The organism is Acidovorax soli (genome assembly GCF_014207955.1).
Classification (GTDB): domain Bacteria; phylum Pseudomonadota; class Gammaproteobacteria; order Burkholderiales; family Burkholderiaceae_C; genus Acidovorax; species Acidovorax soli_A.
Genome location: NZ_JACHLK010000018.1, coordinates 102,171 through 118,850, shown reverse-complemented (window position 1 = coordinate 118,850; position 16,680 = coordinate 102,171). Strand labels below are relative to the sequence as shown.

The following is a 16,680-nucleotide window of genomic DNA, read 5'->3' as shown; positions in this document are numbered from 1 at the left end:
CCGGCGCAATTACGGGTGGTCGGCCTGTCCTTGCCATCACATTGTTCCTGTTCAATCAAGGCTGCAGGATTGTATTTTGTTTTTTCTACACCCTCCAAGAGAAAGTCACCAAAGAGAAGGCAGCCCCGCTGTCTGCGTCCCTTCGCTTCGCTACGGGCAACCTGTGATGCTCGGTCCTGGGGTGGCGTCGCGGAACTCACTTCGTTTGGCCTGCGGCCAAACTCCGTTCAAACATCCGCGACGAGCTAGACCACGAAGTGCGTGTGTCCTTCGGCACACGCACCCACCCCAGGCCCTGCGCTTCTCGGCGCAGCCAGAAGGGGTGGGGAGCGGGGACAGGGACGGCTGCTGCTATGGCAGCTGCGCCGGGTGTCGGTTCGCGCTGCGCGCTGCCGACGCAACTGGCGCGAGCGTCCTGCTCAGGCCAAGCGCAGCGAGGCAACCTGGGCCGAGCGAAGCAATGGCCCGTGTGGAGCCCGTTTCCACCCCCTTCTGACCGTGCCGAGAAGCGCAGGGCCTGGGGTGAGCGCGTGCCGAAGGACACGCGCATCGTTGTCTGACTCACCGTGGATGTCTGAGCGGAGTTCGCCCGCAGGGGGAACGCAGCGAGTTCCACGGTGCACCCCAGGACCGAGCATCGCAGGCTGCCCCCTCGCCCCTGGGCGAGGGGGACGCGGGCAGCGGGGTCGTCTTTTCTTGGCCTACCTTCTTTTGACGAAGCAAAAGAAGGTAGGTGCGCCGCCGGGCGCACATCCCGGCTCCCGCCCTCCAGCAAGGAACAGAAGTAACCACCAACAGCCGGATCTCGGGAGCGCGCACCGCCTCAGGGGTGCGCCGTTGCCCCATGCAGAAACATCGTCTCCACCACCTCCGCCATGCCGCCCCGCGCCACCCGGCCCAGGCGCTCGGCGTCCATCATGCAGACGACAAGCGCGATCAATGATTCGGTCAGCGCTGCCGCGCTGATGTCGATGCGAAAGTAGCCCGTGCGCTGGCAGCGCAGGAAGAAGGCGTCCAGCGCCTTGGTGAACTGGTCCCACTGGTCGGCCCAGCGCTCGTCGCTCAGCGTGTCGGGCTTCCAGTAGTACATCAGGAAGGCGCCCATCTCGCGGTGCACCAGCTGGCCCTGGATCACGCGCTGCAGGGCCTCGCGCGGCGTGCCCTCGTCCAGCCGCGCATCGGCCAGCGCGCGGCGCATCAGCTGCGCGCCGTGCGCCATCAGCCGGGCGATCAACTCATCCCGCGTCTTGCAGAAGCGGTACAGCGTGGCCTTGCTCACGCCCACGGCCTTGGCCAGCTCCTGCAGGGTGGCACGCGGCTTGTCCACCAGGGCCAGGGCCAGCGCGGCCATCAGGCGGTGGTCGTCGTCGGCCGCTTTCGCGTCGGCAGAGGAAGAGGGGGTCATGGTCGTGGGCGCCTTTTTGCCTCAAGGGCTTCTTGTGAACCTGAACAGGCCGTTGCCCGCAATTTTGGCCCCATTTTGTGCATGCTCCGTCAATTCTGTCATCAAAAAACTCAAATGACCTTGTAAAGTTGAAAATGAATCAAAAAAGATTCATTTGGGTTTATGATTCATCTTTCGAGCTGCGGGAGATTCCGCACGCATGACCAAGGACTCACACAATGGACAAGATCAACATGGGCAGGGCGCGAGGGCTGCGGGCCCTGGCGGCAGTGGCTGCCGCAGCGCTGCTGGGCGCATGCGGCAACGGCGGGGGCGGTGCCCCCGGGGGCGCACCGCAGGCGGCAGGGCCGGCGGCCGTCGAGGTGCTGGTGGTTCAGCCCCGGCCGCTGGCGATCACGCAGGAGCTGCCGGGCCGCATTGCCGCCGCGCGGGTGGCCGAGGTGCGCGCCCGGGTGGCCGGCATCGTGCTCAAGCGGCATTTCCAGGAAGGGGCCGACATCCAGGCCGGCCAGTTGCTGTTCAGCATCGACCCGGCGCCCTACAGGGCGGCACTGGCACGGGCCGAGGGCGAACTGGCCAAGGCCGATGCCGCCGTGGGCGACGCGCAGGCCGTGGTCAAACGCTACACCCCGCTGGCCAAGGTCGAGGCCGTGAGCCAGCAGGACCTGGACACGGCCCAGACCGCGCTCAAGAGCGCGCAGGCCGCACGCACCTCGGCCCTGGCCGATGTGCAGACGGCCCAGCTGAACCTGGGCTACACGCGGGTCACGGCGCCCATTGCCGGACGCATTGGCCGCGCAGCCGTGACCGAAGGGGCCCTGGTCGGCCAGGGCGAGGCGACAGCGCTGGCCACCATCCAGCAGTTGCACCCCATCTATGCCGACTTCACCCAGCCCGTGGCCGACGTGGTGCGCGCCAGGGAGGCCCAGGCCGCGGGCAAGCCGCAGGCGGCCCCCCTGGTGCTCAGCGTGGAAGGCGCGCGCCAGACGCGCGAGGGCCGCCTGGTGTTTGCCGACGTCACGGTGGACCGCAGCAGCGGCCAGATCTCGTTGCGCGGCGAGTTCCCCAACCAGGACGCCCTGCTGCTGCCCGGCATGTACGTGCGCGTGCGCAGCCCCCAGGCCACGGACCCAGCCGCCGTGCTGGTGCCCCAGCGCGCCGTGAAGCGCGACACCGAAGGGCGCGCGCAGGTGATGGTGCTCGGCTCCGACGGCAAGGTGCAGGCGCGCCCCGTGCAGGCCGGCACCATGGTCGGTGCCGACTGGCACATCCTCTCGGGCCTGGCGGCCGGGGACAAGGTGATCGTCGGCGGCCCGGCCGTCAACGCAGGCGACCAGGCGGCCGAGGCCGCGCCCCCCGCGCCCGCAGCCCAGGCCCCCGCGCCCGCATCCAACAAGGCCGTGCTGTGATCCACCGCGCCGCCACCGCACACCGTTCAGCGCCCCGCCACCGGGGCCCGTAAACCACCATGTCGAAATTCTTCATCGGCCGGCCCAAGCTTGCCTGGGTCGTGGCCATCTTCATCACGCTGGCGGGCCTGCTGGCGATCCCTTCGCTGCCGGTCTCGCAGTTCCCGGACGTCGCGCCGCCGCAGATCTCCGTCTACGCCACCTACCCGGGGGCCTCGGCCACCACGGTGGTGGAGTCGGTCACCAGCATCCTCGAAGAGGAGCTCAATGGCGCCAAGGGGCTGCTGTACTTCGAATCGTCGAGCTCCAGCGGCACCGGCGAGATCTCGGTCACCTTCCAGCCCGGTACCGACCCGGCGCTGGCCCAGGTGGACGTGCAGAACCGCCTCAAGAAGGCCGAGTCGCGCCTGCCCGCCGCCGTCACGCAGCAGGGGCTGCAGGTGGAGCAGGCCAACTCGGGCTTTCTGCTCATCTACTCGCTGACCTATAAGGGCGATGCGGCGGACCGCGACGTGGTCGGCCTGGCCGACTACGCGGTGCGCCACATCAACAACGAGATCCGGCGCCTGCCCGGCGTGGGCAAGCTGCAGTTCTTCGGTTCCGAGGCGGCCATGCGCGTCTGGCTCGACCCCAAGAAGCTCTTGGGCTACGGCCTGTCGGTGGCCGACGTGAACACCGCCATTGCCGCGCAGAACGTGCAGGTGCCGGCCGGCAGCTTCGGCGGGCGGCCCGGCACGGTGGAGCAGGAGCTCACGGCCACGCTGGCCGTCAAGGGCATGCTCGAATCGCCCGAGGAGTTCGGCCGCATCGTGCTGCGCGCCAACGCCGATGGCTCGTCTGTGCGCCTGGCCGACGTGGCGCGGCTGGAGATCGGGCGCCAGGACTACAGCGTCGAAAGCCGCCAGGACGGCCGCAAGGCCGTGGCCGCGGCCGTGCAGCTCACGCCCGGCGGCAATGCCATCCAGACGGCCAACGCCGTGAAGGCGCGCCTGGCCGAGCTGTCGGTCGCGCTGCCCGCGGACATGGAATATTCCATCGCCTACGACACCTCGACCTTCGTCAAGGTGGCCATCGAGAAGGTCATCCACACCCTGCTCGAAGCCATGGTGCTGGTGTTCCTGGTGATGTTTTTGTTCCTGCAGAACTTCCGCTACACGCTGATCCCTTCCATCGTGGTGCCGGTGTGCCTGATGGGTACCTTCGCGGTGATGTACGGGCTGGGCTTTTCCGTCAACATGATGACCATGTTCGGCATGGTGCTGGCCATCGGCATCCTGGTGGACGACGCCATCGTGGTGGTGGAGAACGTCGAGCGCATCATGGCCACCGAAGGCCTGCCGCCGCGCGAGGCCACCATCAAGGCCATGGGCGAGGTCAGCGGCGCCATCGTCGGCATCACGCTGGTGCTCACGGCCGTGTTCCTGCCGCTGGCCTTCATGGGGGGCTCGGTCGGGGTGATCTACCGGCAGTTCTCGCTGGCGTTGGCGGTGTCCATCCTGTTCTCGGGTTTTCTCGCGCTCACGCTCACGCCAGCGCTGTGCGCCACCCTGCTCAAGCCCATCCCCCAGGGCCACCATGAGGAGAAGAAGGGCTTCTTCGGCGCGTTCAACCGCGGCTTTGGCCGGCTCACCGAGCGCTTTGACGTGCTCAACCACCGCCTGCTGCGCCGCACCGGCCGCTTCATGCTGGTGTACCTGGCGATCTTCGCGGTGCTGGGCTTTCTGTATGTGCGCGTGCCCGAGTCCTTCGTGCCCACCGAGGACCAGGGCTACCTGATCGTGGACATGCAGCTGCCTCCGGGCGCGACCTACGCGCGCACCGAGAAGCTGGTCAGCGAAGTGGATTCGTACCTGATGTCGCGCGAGGGCATGGCCTCGGCCTTCTCGGTGCTGGGCTTCAGCTTCTCGGGCTCGGGCCAGAATGCGGCGCTGGGTTTCCCCAACCTCAAGGACTGGTCCGAGCGCAGCGCGGCCCAGTCGCCCGCGGCTGAGGCCGCGGCGCTCAACGAGCGCTTTGCCGGCAGCAAGGACGGCACGGTGATGGCCGTGACGCCGCCGCCCATCGAAGGCCTGGGCAATGCGGGCGGCTTCGCGCTGCGCCTGCAGGACCGCGGCGGCGTGGGGCGCGCGGTGCTGAGCCAGGCGCGCGACCAGCTGCTGCAGCAGGCCAACACCTCGCCGCTGATCGCCTACGCCATGATGGAAGGCCTGCAGGACGCACCCCAACTGCGCCTGGACGTGGACCGCGCCAAGGCCGAGGCGCTGGGCGTGGGTTTCGATGTGGTCAATACGGCCATCTCCACCGCCTACGGCTCGGCCATGGTGAACGACTTCGCCAACGCCGGGCGCCTGCAGCGCGTGATCGTGCAGGCCGACATCAAGGAGCGCATGACGCCCGAGGGCATTCTGGCGCTGCATGTGCCCAGCAAGACGGGCGTGCAGGTGCCGCTCAGTTCCTTCATCACTGCGCACTGGGAGACCGGGCCGGTGCAGCTGTCGCGCTACAACGGCTACCCGGCCTTCAAGATCAGCGGTGATGCGGCGCCGGGCCACAGCACGGGCGAGGCCATGGCCGAGCTCGAACGCATCGTGGCCGGGCTGCCCCAGGGCATCGGCTACGAGTGGACCGGCCTGTCGCTGCAGGAGCGCGCGGCCGGTGGGCAGGCGCCCTTCCTGTTCGCGCTGGCCATCCTGGCGGTGTTTTTGCTGCTGGTGGCCTTGTACGAGAGCTGGGCCGTGCCCATGGCGGTGATGCTCATCGTGCCCATCGGCGCGCTGGGGGCGGTGCTGGCCGTCACGGTGACCGGCATGTCCAACGACGTGTACTTCAAGGTGGGGCTGATCACCATCATCGGCCTGGCGGCGAAGAACGCCATCCTGATCGTGGAATTTGCCAAGAGCCTGCACGAACAGGGGCTGTCGCTGGTCGAGGCTGCCGTGCAGGCCGCACGCCTGCGGCTGCGGCCCATCGTGATGACCTCGCTGGCCTTCATTTTGGGCGTGGTGCCGCTGGTGCTGGCCTCCGGGGCGGGCGCGGCCAGCCAGCGCTCGCTGGGCACGGGCGTCATCGGCGGCATGCTCAGCGCCACGGTGCTGGGCGTGGTCTTCGTGCCCATCTTCTTTGTCTGGGTGCTGTCGCTGTTTGCGCGCCGCAAGGTAGCCAGTGCTTCAGCCGCCACCTCCGAACCGATTGCCGTGAAATGAACCACCGAATGACACGCACCCTTTCCGCCCTGGGCCTGGCGCTGCTGCTGGCCGGCTGCGCCTCGCTGACGCCCGGGTACCAGCGGCCCGAGGCCCCCGTGCCGGCCGCCTGGCCTGCCACCCAGGCCGAACCGGCCCCGGCAGCGCCGCTGCAGTGGCAGGACTTTGTGACCGACGAGCGCCTGCGCGCCCTGGTGGCGCAGGCGCTGCGGGACAACCGCGACCTGCGCCAGACCCTGCTCAACGTGGAGGCCGTGCGCGCGCAGTACCAGATCCAGCGCGCGGATCGCGTACCCAGCCTGGGGCTGCAGGGCAATGGCACGCGCCAGCGCACGCCGGCCGACCTGTCGGGCAGCGGCCGTGCCACCACCCAGGGCAGCTACCAGGTGGGCCTGGGCGTCACGGCCTTCGAGATCGACCTGTTCGGCCGCGTGCGCAGCCTGAGCGAGGCGGCACTGCAGGATTACCTGGCCACCGAGTCGGGCGCGCAGGCCGCGCGCATCAGCCTGGTGGGGCAGGTGATCGAGACCAGCCTGCAGCGCGATGGCGCGCTGCGCCGGCTGCAGCTGGCACAGCAGACCCTGCAGGCGCGCGAGCAGTCGCTGCAGCTGACGGCCCAGCGCCGCGCTGGCGGTGCTGCGACGGCGCTCGACCACCAGGAGGCCCTGGGCCTGGCCGAGCAGGCCCGGGCCGAGGTGGAGCGCACCCAGCGCGAGCTGCACCAGGCCACCAATGCGCTGCGCCTGCTCGTGGGCAGCGATGCGCCCGCGCTGGGCCTTTCGGCGGCCAGCGATGGCACGCCCCTGCTGGTGCAGGACATCGCGGCCGGCGCACCGTCGGACCTGCTGGCGCGCCGGCCCGACATCGTGGCGGCCGAGCAGCAGTTGCGCGCACGCCATGCCGACATCGGCGCGGCGCGGGCCGCGTTCTTCCCACGCATCACGCTCACCGGGCTGCTGGGCAGCTCCAGTGCCGAGCTGTCCGGCCTGTTCCGTGCGGGGCAGGGGGCCTGGTCGTTTGCGCCGCAACTGAGCCTGCCCATCTTCGATGGCGGGCGCAACCAGGCCGGGCTGGAACTGGCCCAGGTGCGCAAGGACGCCGCCGTGGCACGCTACGAGGGCACGGTGCAGACCGCCTTCCGCGAGGTGGCGGATGCGCTGGCCGCCACCGACACGCTGCGGCGCGAGGAGGCCGCACGCCTGGCCCTGGTGCAGAGCAGCCAGGAGGCGCTGCGCCTGGCCGAGGCACGCTACCGCGGCGGGGTGGACAGCCACCTGCGCTACCTGGAGGCGCAGCGCTCGGCCTATGCCAGCCAGCAGGCGTACATCGAGACCAGCACCCAGCGGCAGATGGCGCTGGCCACGCTGTTCAGGGCGCTGGGCGGGGGCTGGTCGGTGGAACCGCAGGGAGAGCGGCCAGCCGGTCCAGCGCCTCGCGCGTGAGCCGGTAGCTCAGCCGGTCGGCCACGCGCACCGCACCCAGGCCTTCGTAGAAGGCAATGCCCGCATGGTTGGACGCCTTCACGTTCCAGTCCATGCGGCCGCAGCCCCCATCGGCTGCGTACCGGGCAACCCAGGCCACGAGCTGGCGGCCAATGCCCTGGCCACGGGCATGGGCGCTCACGAACAGCTCCTTGAGCAGGCACTGGCGCCGGTGCTCGGGGCTGGGGTCCACCAGCGAATGCAGGAGCACGGCGGCGGCAAAGCCCAGGGCCGTTCCCTCCCCATCGCTAGCAACCACCAGGTGTACGGATGAGCCAGGCGCAAGCAGATGGTCGCGCAGGTGAGTTTGCACTGCGTCGCGCGGTGCCGTGGCCACGCCGGCATCGGCGTAGTAGGCGTTCAGTTCGCAGAGCAGGTCCACGAGCGCGGCGCTTGCGCTGGTGGCGAGTGCGATCTGCGCGGCAGGGCGGGCCGTGCGGTTCATCCCGCCTGCGTCATGGGAAAAAGCGCGCCAGCGCGTCCTCGAAGGCCGGCACGTCTGCGCCGACGTGGGTGGCGTTGTACTCGGCCTTGAGCAGCGTCAGCCCAGGGTTGCTCTGTGCGGCCATCTGGGCATGCAGAGGGTTGACGACGGGCACCATGTTTCCATTGACGGCGCCGGTGAGGAACAGCGTGGCGTTCAGAGGCTTGCCGTCGAGCTGCTTTTCGTATGCCAGGAAGGCCGTCGGATTGCTGTGACCGCCGTAGCTGGATTCGGTGGACAGGTAGTGCGAGAAGCTCAAGGCGCCGGCCATGCCCTCGATCACCAGGGCCGCCACCACGAAATAGCCGCCATGCGACAGGCCCGAGAGCGCGCGGCGCTTGGGGTCGGCGCGGTACTGGCGCTCGATGGCGGGCGCCAGCTCCCGGGTGATGAAGTTCAGGTAGACCGCTGCGCCGGGCAGCAGGAAGTCCGTGCCGCGCTGGGCCGTGCCGCCGATGCCCACCAGGATGGCCTGCGTGCCCCGGCGCTGCATCACCTGCTTGAAGGTGTCGAAGCGCGTGGGGGCCAGGCCGCTGCTGCCGTACAGGGCATCGCCTTCGGTCACGTAGATGGTGGGCAATGGGGCCGTGCCCGTGGCGTACGACGCAGGAAGGTAGACGCGGATGGCGTAGGAGCCACCCGTCGCCTCGGACCGCAGCGACGAGTTGATGACCTGGCCCACGGACTCGGCGGGCGGCTCGTCGCTGGACGAACCGCCACCGCCGCAGGCTGCCAGCGCCGTGGCGGCGGCAGCCGCCAGCAGGGCGGTGCGGCGTGGAAGGGAAACAATGGGGCGTGGCGTTGGCTGGGGCAGCTTCATGCGTGGGACTCCTCCTGTGCGGCCCATTGTAGGGAGGACCGCCGCCTTGCGCTGGGGCGTGCCCAGGCGCTCAGAACCGGGCCCGGTCCAGGTCGGCGATCAAGGTGGTTTCCACCGGCCGCCAACCCAGGCGCTGCTGCGTGAGCGCGCTGGATGCCGGGCTGTCCATGCCGGCAAAGCGCGCCAGCCAGCCAAAGTGCTGCCCCGCCTCGCTGGCTGGCACCGAGACCACGGGCAGTTGCAGGCCCCTGCCAATGGACTCGGCCACCGCCTTGAGCGCCACGCCCTCTTCGCCCACCGCGTGGTAGCGGGCGCCGCGCACACCTTGCTCCAGCACCAGCCGGTACAGGCAGGCCGCGTCGAGCACATGCACGGCGGGCCAGCGGTTGCTGCCTTCGTCCACATAGGCCACCACGCCCTTTTCGCGCGCCAGTGCGATCAGGTAGGTGATGAGCCCCTGCTTGAAGGGGTCGTGCACCTGCGGCAGGCGCACCACGCAGGCATGCACGCCCTGCTGCGCCAGATCGGCGGCGGCCTCTTCGGAGGCGCTGCGCGGCACGCCGGCGCTGCTGGGCACGGGCGCGTGCTCTTCGGTGCCTACGCCACCGGTGCCCAGCAGGGTCATGCCGGTGGTGACGAGCAGCGGGCGGTCACTGCCTGCCAGCTCCGCGCCCATCGTGGCGATGACCTGCCGGTCGGCCTCGCAGTTGGCCGCATAGGTCGAGAAGTCGTGGTTGAACGCCGTGTGGACCACGCCATCGGCGTGGGCGATGCCGCGGCGCAGGCTGGCGAGGTCGTCGATGGCGCCGCGGTGCACTTCGGCGCCGACCGCGGCCAGGCGCTCGGCCGCTTCGTCCGAGCGGGCCAGGCCCAGCACCGTGTGGCCCGCATCGATCAGTTCGCGGGTGATGGCCGTACCGACAAAACCGGTCGCACCGGTCACAAATACACGCATGGAAGAACCCCTGGGGTGGAAGGAAGGGGGCAGTGTCGGTATCCTCTCTATCCAGGTAAAGTAGTGTTCTTATACAGGTATAAGAAGTAACAGGAATCGCTCCCATGGCCGATGGCACCAAGGACAACCCGCTGGGTGACTACCTGCGCGACCGCCGCACGCGCATGGACCCGGCGGCGCTCGGCTTTCCGCTGGTGCGCCGGCGCACGCCCGGCCTGCGCCGCGAAGAGGTGGCCCAGCGCGCCCACGTCAGCGCCACCTGGTACACCTGGCTGGAGCAGGGCCGGGGCGGGGCGCCGTCGGCCGAGGTGCTGGCGCGCATCGCGCGCGCGCTGATGCTGACCGATGCCGAGCGCGAATACCTCTTCCTGCTGGCCCTGGGCCGACCGCCCGAGGTGCGCTTTCAGGACGCCGAAGGCGTGACGCCGCGGCTGCAGCGCGTGCTCGATTCGCTCGAAACCAGCCCGGCCTATGTGCGGACCTCGACCTGGGACGTGGTGGCCTGGAACCATGCCTCCACCCGTGTGCTCACCGACTACGGCGCCTTGCCTGCAGGGCAGCGCAACATCCTGCGCGTGGTCTTTGGCAGCATGGCGCTGCGCCGCAAGATGCCCAACTGGGAGCGCGACTCGCGCTTCATCGTCGGCGCCTTCCGCGCCGATGTGGCACGCGCTGGCGCCGCCGCGCGCGTGCAGCCCATGGTGGACGAGCTGTGCCAGCTCGACCCCGAGTTCCGCGCCCTGTGGCGCGGCAACGATGTGCAGAGTGCCTACGGCGAGCACCCCAAGCATGTGGTGCACCCGGTGGCCGGCCCCATCGATCTGGAGTACTCGGCCTTTGCCGTCGATGGCCGGCCCGACCTGGGCATGGTGGTCTACACCCCGGCCACGCCGCGCGACCTGGCGCGCGTGAAGGCGTTGATCGCGGCGGGCGAGGGCGCCAAGGCGCTGGCAGCAGCACCTGCCGCGAAGCGTTCGCGCCAGTCCGCGCCGGCATAGCCCCCGTTGCTTGTCACCCCGCCAGTCCTGCAGGAGACCCGCCAGATGACCACCCCTCCAGTTGCTCACGCCAGCTTCGACCAGTTCCAGGCCCGGTCCTTGGCCGAAGGCTTCGACGAAGTGCTGGTGCGCGAGTGGGCGCCCGGGCAAGAGGGTGAGCCTGTCTATGGCCTTTTCAGGACCGCGCAAGTGCCTTGCCGGGATGGGGTGCAAGGCGCGGTGCGCAGTTGATAGCTCAGCTATCAACAAGCGCAGCAACGCCGCAGACCGCCCGGCAAGGCACTTGCCCGAAGGGTTGGGGTGAAATCGGGCGATTGGACGCCTCGGCTGCTTGCATGGGCACGAGCCCATGCGGCGCATCCGAGGCATCCACTCATCCCGATTGCGCCCCAACGCGGCCCCGAAAAGGCCATAGACAGGCTCTAGCATCGGCACGACTTCGGCGTGAGCGCCATCGTCGTGCAGGGCGAGATGTGGCTCACCTGCGCGGGCCGCGAACGGCACCTGCTGCCGGGTGACGCCTTCACGCTGGACCGCAATGAGCCGCATGCGGAGCGCTATGGCGCGCAGGGGGCGACCTACTGGGTGGCGCGGCGCAACCCTCAGGATTGAGGGGCCTGCCCCGCGTGCCGGGGCAACAGGCAGCGCAGGCCCACGCCGCGCCCGCCCAGGCCTTCGCCAAAGCCCAGGCTGCCGCCCATGCGCTGCACCACGCGGTGCACGATGGCCAGGCCCAGGCCGGTGCCGGCCTCGCTGGTGCCGGGGATGCGGTAGAAGCGCTCCCAGACCTGCGCACGGTGCTCGGGGGCAATGCCCCGGCCATCGTCCTGCACCTGCAGCACCAGTTGCTCGCCCTGGGCCGCACCGGCGCCGCCATCTGCCAGCAGGCCCAGGCTCACTTCCACATGGCCGCCGGACGCACCGTAGCGGATGGCGTTGTCCACCAGGTTGTCGACGATGGAGCACAGGCCTTCGCGGTCAAGCCGGGCTTCCAGGTGCTCGGGGGCGTTCAAGGCCAGCTCGATGCGTTGTGCACGCGCCAGGGGCACCAGCAGCGCGACACGGGTGCGCAGGAGGTCGGCCACGTCCAGGAGCTCGTGGACTGCCGGGGCACTGGGCGCGGCGGCAGCATCGGCACGGGCCAGGGTCAGCAACTGCGTGAGCAGGTGCGAGGCCCGTGCAATGCCCTGCTGCAGCGCGCGGGCGGCCTGGCCGCGCGCGGCGGGGTCGGGCTCGGTCAGCAACTGGTGCGCCTGGGCATTGACGGCGGCCAGGGGGGTGCGCAGCTCGTGTGCGGCATCGGCCAGAAAGCGGCGCTCCGCCTCCAGGCGCTGGGCCTCGTGGGCCAGCAGGGCGTTGAGCTCGTGGATCACGGGTGCGGTTTCGGCATAGAGCCGGTCCACCTGCACCGGTGCCAGATCGCCCGCGCGGCGGCGCGAGATGCGCTCGGCCAGCTGGCGCAGCGGGGCCAGCCCGCTGCGCACGGTGATCCACACGACCAGCGCATGCCACAGGAAAACACCCAGCTGGCTCTTGAGCACCAGCCACAGGATGGGCAGCAGCGCGCCCAGGCGCAGCGTGCCGGGCTCGGCCACCTGCACCACCACGCTCGCGTCGCTGGACGGCTGGGTGTGCAGATGCCAGGGCGGGTTGCCGGCCGGCGGTGCCGCACCATCGGCCATTGCGGTGGCCGCTGCGGGTGCAGGCCAGGGCACCTCGTCGTTGCTGTCGCTGCCGCCACTCTGGTACAGCACCTGGCCCTGCGGGCCGAGCACCCGGTAGTGGGTGAGTCCGGCCGCACCCAGCAGGTCGCGGCCCGTGATGCGCACCAGGGCTTCCTGGGTGGCCTGCATGCGTGCGGGCAGGCCCGCTGGCGGGCCGCTGGCCGCCTCGGCCAGGATGCGCGAGGTTTCCTGGAGCCGCAGGTCGATGTCTTCGGGGCTGCGTTCCAGCGCCACCCAGGTCATCACCGAGGCCAGGGCCAGCCAGGCCACCACCAGGGCCAGGGCCTGCCAGGCGATCAGGCGGCGGATCAGCGAGGGCGGGTGGGCGCCGCCGGGCACCGGGGCTGCTGCGGGCGCTTGGAGGGTGGTCGCGTGCGTCATGGCGCCGTGTCCGTGGCGGGGGCTTCCAGCACATAGCCGACGCCGCGCACCGTGCCGATCAGGTGGTTGCCCAGCTTGCGCCGCAGTTTGTAGACGTGCACGTCGGTGGCGTTGCTGTCCAGCGTGTCGGCCGGGCTGGAGCTGGCCTCGATCTGGGCACGTGTGAGCACGCGGCCGGGGTCTTCCGCCAGGGCGCGCAGGATGTCGTACTCGCGGGCGGACAGGTGCACGTCCTGCCCATGCAACTGCACCCTGCGCCGCGCGGTGTGGATGGACAGCGGCCCGATCTGCCAGACGCTGCTGGCCTGCCCGCTGTGGCGCCGCAGAAGCGCACGCACGCGCGACAGCAGCTCCTCGATCGCGAAGGGCTTGCCTAGGTAGTCATCGGCCCCGGCGTCCAGGCCCTGCACGCGCTCGCCCACGCTGTCGCGCGCGGTCAGCAGCATCACCGGCGTGGCCTGCCCCTGTTCGCGCCACCAGGCCAGCAGCTCCAGCCCGGTCTCGCCGGGCAGGCCGATGTCCAGCAGCAGCAGGGCAAAGTGCTGCTCCTGCAGGAAGCGGCGCGCATCGGCACTGCTGCGCAGCCACACCACATGGTGGCCCGCCACGGTGAGCACGCGCTGCAGTGAATTGCCCAGGGGGAGGTCGTCTTCCACGAGGAGGATGCTGGCCATGCGGTGTCGGTACGGTGGGGGGTAGAGGGGCTGCGGCGATTCTAGGAGCCGCTTGCGCAGATTGCGGGTGGGGCGGCGGGGGTGTTCATCGGAGCTTCATCTTCGCGGCGCGAAGGTGGCGCTGGCTTCATGGGGGCTTCATGCAGCGCTTTGCACACTGCGGGCTTCCTTTCTTTTCTCCTTCACTTCCGGGTTGTCCGCATGAATCTGCAAAACGCCATCGCCCTTTTCCCGCCACGCCACCTGGCATGCGCCTTGTTCATTTCCCTCCTGTCGGCCTGCGGCGGAAGCTCCGATGAGGGGCATGTCGTCACGGTGGACGGTATCAGCATGGACAAGACCATCAACAAGACCGGCCGCTACGACCTGGAGGTGACCGGTGCCCGCAACGACGTCACGGTGTCCGCCGGCAACACCGTCGGGCGCATCATCGTGGCGGGTGTCAACAACCGCATCTTCGTGCTGGAGACCGCCACCGTGGAGCGCATCGAGCTCGATGGCAGCGGCAACACGGTCTATGTGCCCAAGGGGCACAAGCCGCCGGTCACGCGCCATGGCAACAACAACGATGTGATCGAGCGCTGAGTGCTCCGGGGTGGGGCCAGAAGCTGCAAAGGCACAAGGCCCAGCCCGTGGACTGCGGCGGTGGCAGGGCTGCGGCAGCAGGTGCCTGGTGGTGCCTTGTGCCGGTGCGGCTTGCAGGGCAGGGGTGTCGTGGCCGTTCACGCGTTTTTTTGCCGCTCGCGAGCGTGCCCGGCCTGGCCCTGCCAACTGTTGCTCCCCCGCCTCATCCCCAGCAAATCCGCCCCGTCTTACGAAAAATCACGCTTTCCCTCTTGTCATTTTCCATAATTATGAGAAATTACACCCACGCGAGAGCAAAGCCAGCGTTTGCCGTCATTTGGTGGCACGTTGGCGGCAAAAGCCGGTTCCCTGGGGCAGGGCGCGGCCGCTGATCGCCTGGAGTTCGCCTGAACATGCGCCTGGTATCCAATTCCCTGCACGACGAAGTCGCCTCGCGGCTGCGGGAGGAGATCTTTGCCGGCAAGCTCGCGCCGGGCAGCTTCCTCGACGAGGTGGCGCTGTGCGAGCGGCTCGCGATTTCGCGCACGCCGCTGCGCGAGGCGCTCAAGGTGCTGGTGGCCGAGGGCCTGCTGCGCCATGAGCCGCGGCGCGGCTGCTTCGTGGCCGAGGTCACGGCGCGCGACCTGGACGAGATCTTCCCCGTGATCGCGCTGCTCGAAGGCCGGGCCGCGCACGAGGCCACGCGCCATGCCAGCGCCGCCGATGTGGCCGCGCTGGAGGTGCTGCACCAGCGCCTGCAGGCCCACGCGGCGGCCGGGCGCATCACCGAATACTACGAAGCCAACCACGCCATCCACGAGGCCTTCATCACCCTGGCCGACAACCGCTGGCTGGCCCAGGTGATTGGCGACCTGCGCAAGATCCTGCGCCTGGCCCGCCTGCAGCAGCTGCACGCGCCCGGGCGCCTGCAGCAGAGCCTGGCCGAGCACCTGGCGGTGTTTGCCGCCCTGAAGGCCCAGGACTGCGATGCCGCCGAGGAGGCCATGCGCACCCATCTGCTGCGCCAGCGAGAGGCCCTGCGCGACGTAGCCCGCACCCAGCAATCGAGGTTGACACGATGAACATGAACACCGCCCCCGAATGGATCGCCCGCAGTGTCTCGCGCCTGCGCTCCGCTGCCCCGGCCAGCGACAACAAAGCCCCGGGAGACAAGCCCGCGCGAGCGGCGGCCGACAAGGCCAACGTGACCGATGTGGTGGCCAAGGTGGCCGCGCCGCGCTCCACCAACGAGCGCCTGGCGGCCACGCTGCGCCGTGGGCAGGAAGCGCTGTCGCCGCGCGCCCTGCGCCGCCTGCTGGCCGACCTGCAGGAAGTGGTGGCCCCGCAGGTCAGCGAGATCGAGGGCGGGCGCCGCGCCCAGGGCGTGGCCCAGTGGTACGCCGCGGCCGAGCCCGAGGAGCGGCGCGACATGTGGCTGCTGCTGTGCGAGCAGTTCGCACCCGATGCCACGCGCTTCAAGTCGGCGCGCCAGCGCTACGAGGCCGCGGCCGGCACGGCCGAGGAAGGCCAGGCCGAGATCAGCCTGCGCCGCGCCCTGGTGTCGCCGCGCACGCGCCTGCTGCAGCGTTTTGCGGTGTTCCCCGAGGGCATGCGCTTTCTGGTGGACATGCGGGCCGAATTGCTGCCCCTTCTCAAGGCCGACAAGCGCCTGCTGGCGCTCGATGCGGAGCTGGAGCACCTGTTCTCCACCTGGTTCGACGTGGCCTTCCTGGAGCTGCGCCGCCTGTCGTGGGATTCACCGGCCTCGCTGATCGAAAAGCTCATCAAATACGAGGCGGTGCACGACATCCGCAGCTGGGCCGATGTGAAGAACCGGCTGGACAGCGACCGCCGTTGCTACGGCTTCTTCCACCCGCGCCTGCCCAACGAGCCGCTGATCTTCGTGGAGGTGGCGCTGGTGGACCACATCTCGGCCAGCATCACCCCGCTGCTGGACGAGGCTGCCGCGCCGGCCGATCTGGCCAAGGCCACCACGGCGATCTTCTATTCCATCAGCAACACCCAGAACGGGCTGCGCGGCGTGAGCTTTGGCGACTCGCTCATCAAGCATGTGGTGGAGACGCTGAATGCGGAGTTCCCGCGCCTGCGCACCTTTGCCACGCTCTCGCCCATCCCGGGCTTTCGCAGCTGGCTGGGCAAGCACGCGGGTGCCATGCTGGAGAAGCTGGACGACAAGCGCCGCGCCGAGCTGGGCCGCGCCGTGGGCTTCGAGCCGCCACAGGCCGCGCACCTGCTCACCGCGCTGGAAAAGCCGCTGGACCTGGAGCCCCGCTCGCCCGTGCGGCAAATGCTGCTCGAATGCGCGGCGCACTACCTGGCGCGCGAGCTGGCCGAGGGCAAGCCCGTGGACCCGGTGGCGCGCTTCCACCTGGGCAACGGTGCGCGTGTGGAGCGGCTGAACTGGGGGGGCGATCCTTCGGCCAAGGGGCTCAAGCAGTCCTACGGGCTGATGGTCAACTACCTGTATGACCTCAAGCGCATCGACAAGCACCGGGGCCTGCTGGCGCAGGGCAAGATCCCCACCTCCGGGGACATCGAAAGCCTTTGCCGGAACTGATCCG

General features: G+C 69.6%; 14 protein-coding genes and 1 pseudogene. 9 read left to right on the top strand and 6 right to left on the bottom strand.

Going from position 1 to position 16,680, the window contains the following annotated elements; genetic code table 11:
- Positions 1 to 823: 823 nt before the first annotated feature.
- Complete coding sequence (locus HNP48_RS30295) at positions 824 to 1,405, bottom strand: TetR/AcrR family transcriptional regulator (protein ID WP_184864354.1); 582 nt, start codon at positions 1,403 to 1,405, stop codon at positions 824 to 826.
- Positions 1,406 to 1,623: 218 nt separating this feature from the next.
- Here HNP48_RS30295 and HNP48_RS30290 point away from each other — a divergent pair, with 218 nt between their 5' ends.
- The 3 genes from HNP48_RS30290 to HNP48_RS30280 are packed head-to-tail and all read left to right on the top strand — an operon-like array spanning position 1,624 to position 7,459.
- Positions 1,624 to 2,814 (top strand): efflux RND transporter periplasmic adaptor subunit, encoded by a 1,191-nt coding sequence (locus HNP48_RS30290; protein ID WP_311773874.1) that lies wholly within the window; start codon positions 1,624 to 1,626, stop codon positions 2,812 to 2,814.
- 59 nt (positions 2,815 to 2,873) lie between these two features.
- Complete coding sequence (locus HNP48_RS30285; protein ID WP_184864352.1) at positions 2,874 to 6,017, top strand: efflux RND transporter permease subunit; 3,144 nt, start codon at positions 2,874 to 2,876, stop codon at positions 6,015 to 6,017.
- An 8-nt stretch (positions 6,018 to 6,025) separates the two neighbouring features.
- Positions 6,026 to 7,459, top strand: a complete 1,434-nt coding sequence (locus tag HNP48_RS30280) for an efflux transporter outer membrane subunit (RefSeq protein WP_260420433.1) — start codon at positions 6,026 to 6,028, stop codon at positions 7,457 to 7,459.
- Here HNP48_RS30280 and HNP48_RS30275 read toward each other — a convergent pair.
- From HNP48_RS30275 to HNP48_RS30265, 3 genes are all read right to left on the bottom strand, one after another.
- Positions 7,386 to 7,943, bottom strand: a complete 558-nt coding sequence (locus HNP48_RS30275; RefSeq protein WP_184864348.1) for a GNAT family N-acetyltransferase — start codon at positions 7,941 to 7,943, stop codon at positions 7,386 to 7,388. The genes HNP48_RS30280 and HNP48_RS30275 overlap by 74 nt on opposite strands.
- Before the next feature lie 10 nt (positions 7,944 to 7,953).
- Entirely contained in the window at positions 7,954 to 8,802 is an 849-nt protein-coding gene (locus HNP48_RS30270) for an alpha/beta hydrolase (protein WP_184864346.1), read from the bottom strand.
- 70 nt (positions 8,803 to 8,872) lie between these two features.
- Positions 8,873 to 9,757, bottom strand: coding sequence for an SDR family oxidoreductase (locus HNP48_RS30265; RefSeq protein WP_184864345.1), 885 nt, complete (start codon positions 9,755 to 9,757; stop codon positions 8,873 to 8,875).
- Between the two features lie 104 nt (positions 9,758 to 9,861).
- Here HNP48_RS30265 and HNP48_RS30260 point away from each other — a divergent pair, with 104 nt between their 5' ends.
- The 3 genes and pseudogenes from HNP48_RS30260 to HNP48_RS30250 all read left to right on the top strand — a co-directional run.
- A complete protein-coding gene (locus tag HNP48_RS30260) occupies positions 9,862 to 10,755 on the top strand; it encodes a helix-turn-helix transcriptional regulator (RefSeq protein WP_184864343.1) in 894 nt (297 codons plus the stop codon).
- 45 nt (positions 10,756 to 10,800) lie between these two features.
- On the top strand, positions 10,801 to 10,986 hold the full coding sequence (locus HNP48_RS30255; RefSeq protein WP_184864341.1) for a hypothetical protein: 186 nt from the start codon (positions 10,801 to 10,803) through the stop codon (positions 10,984 to 10,986).
- A 207-nt stretch (positions 10,987 to 11,193) separates the two neighbouring features.
- Positions 11,194 to 11,367 (top strand): annotated as a pseudogene (locus HNP48_RS30250) (AraC family ligand binding domain-containing protein); the annotation flags it as partial.
- On the opposite strand, the gene HNP48_RS30245 reads toward HNP48_RS30250, so the two are convergent.
- Positions 11,358 to 12,860 (bottom strand): ATP-binding protein, encoded by a 1,503-nt coding sequence (locus tag HNP48_RS30245; protein WP_184864339.1) that lies wholly within the window; start codon positions 12,858 to 12,860, stop codon positions 11,358 to 11,360. The pseudogene HNP48_RS30250 and the gene HNP48_RS30245 sit on opposite strands and share 10 nt — an antisense overlap.
- Positions 12,857 to 13,534 carry a response regulator transcription factor gene (locus HNP48_RS30240; RefSeq protein ID WP_184864337.1) on the bottom strand — a complete coding sequence of 226 codons (678 nt, stop codon included), beginning with the start codon at positions 13,532 to 13,534 and terminating at the stop codon, positions 12,857 to 12,859. Before HNP48_RS30240 ends, HNP48_RS30245 begins: the two co-directional genes overlap by 4 nt.
- 255 nt (positions 13,535 to 13,789) lie before the next feature.
- Here HNP48_RS30240 and HNP48_RS30235 point away from each other — a divergent pair, with 255 nt between their 5' ends.
- The 3 genes from HNP48_RS30235 to HNP48_RS30225 all read left to right on the top strand — a co-directional run bounded on the left by HNP48_RS30235 (position 13,790) and on the right by HNP48_RS30225 (position 16,676).
- Complete coding sequence (locus HNP48_RS30235) at positions 13,790 to 14,119, top strand: hypothetical protein (protein WP_221480406.1); 330 nt, start codon at positions 13,790 to 13,792, stop codon at positions 14,117 to 14,119.
- Positions 14,120 to 14,511: 392 nt separating this feature from the next.
- Positions 14,512 to 15,180 carry a GntR family transcriptional regulator gene (locus HNP48_RS30230; RefSeq protein ID WP_184864333.1) on the top strand — a complete coding sequence of 223 codons (669 nt, stop codon included), beginning with the start codon at positions 14,512 to 14,514 and terminating at the stop codon, positions 15,178 to 15,180.
- 2 nt (positions 15,181 to 15,182) lie between these two features.
- Positions 15,183 to 16,676, top strand: a complete 1,494-nt coding sequence (locus tag HNP48_RS30225) for a malonyl-CoA decarboxylase (protein ID WP_184864365.1) — start codon at positions 15,183 to 15,185, stop codon at positions 16,674 to 16,676.
- The last annotated feature ends 4 nt before the right edge of the window (positions 16,677 to 16,680 follow it).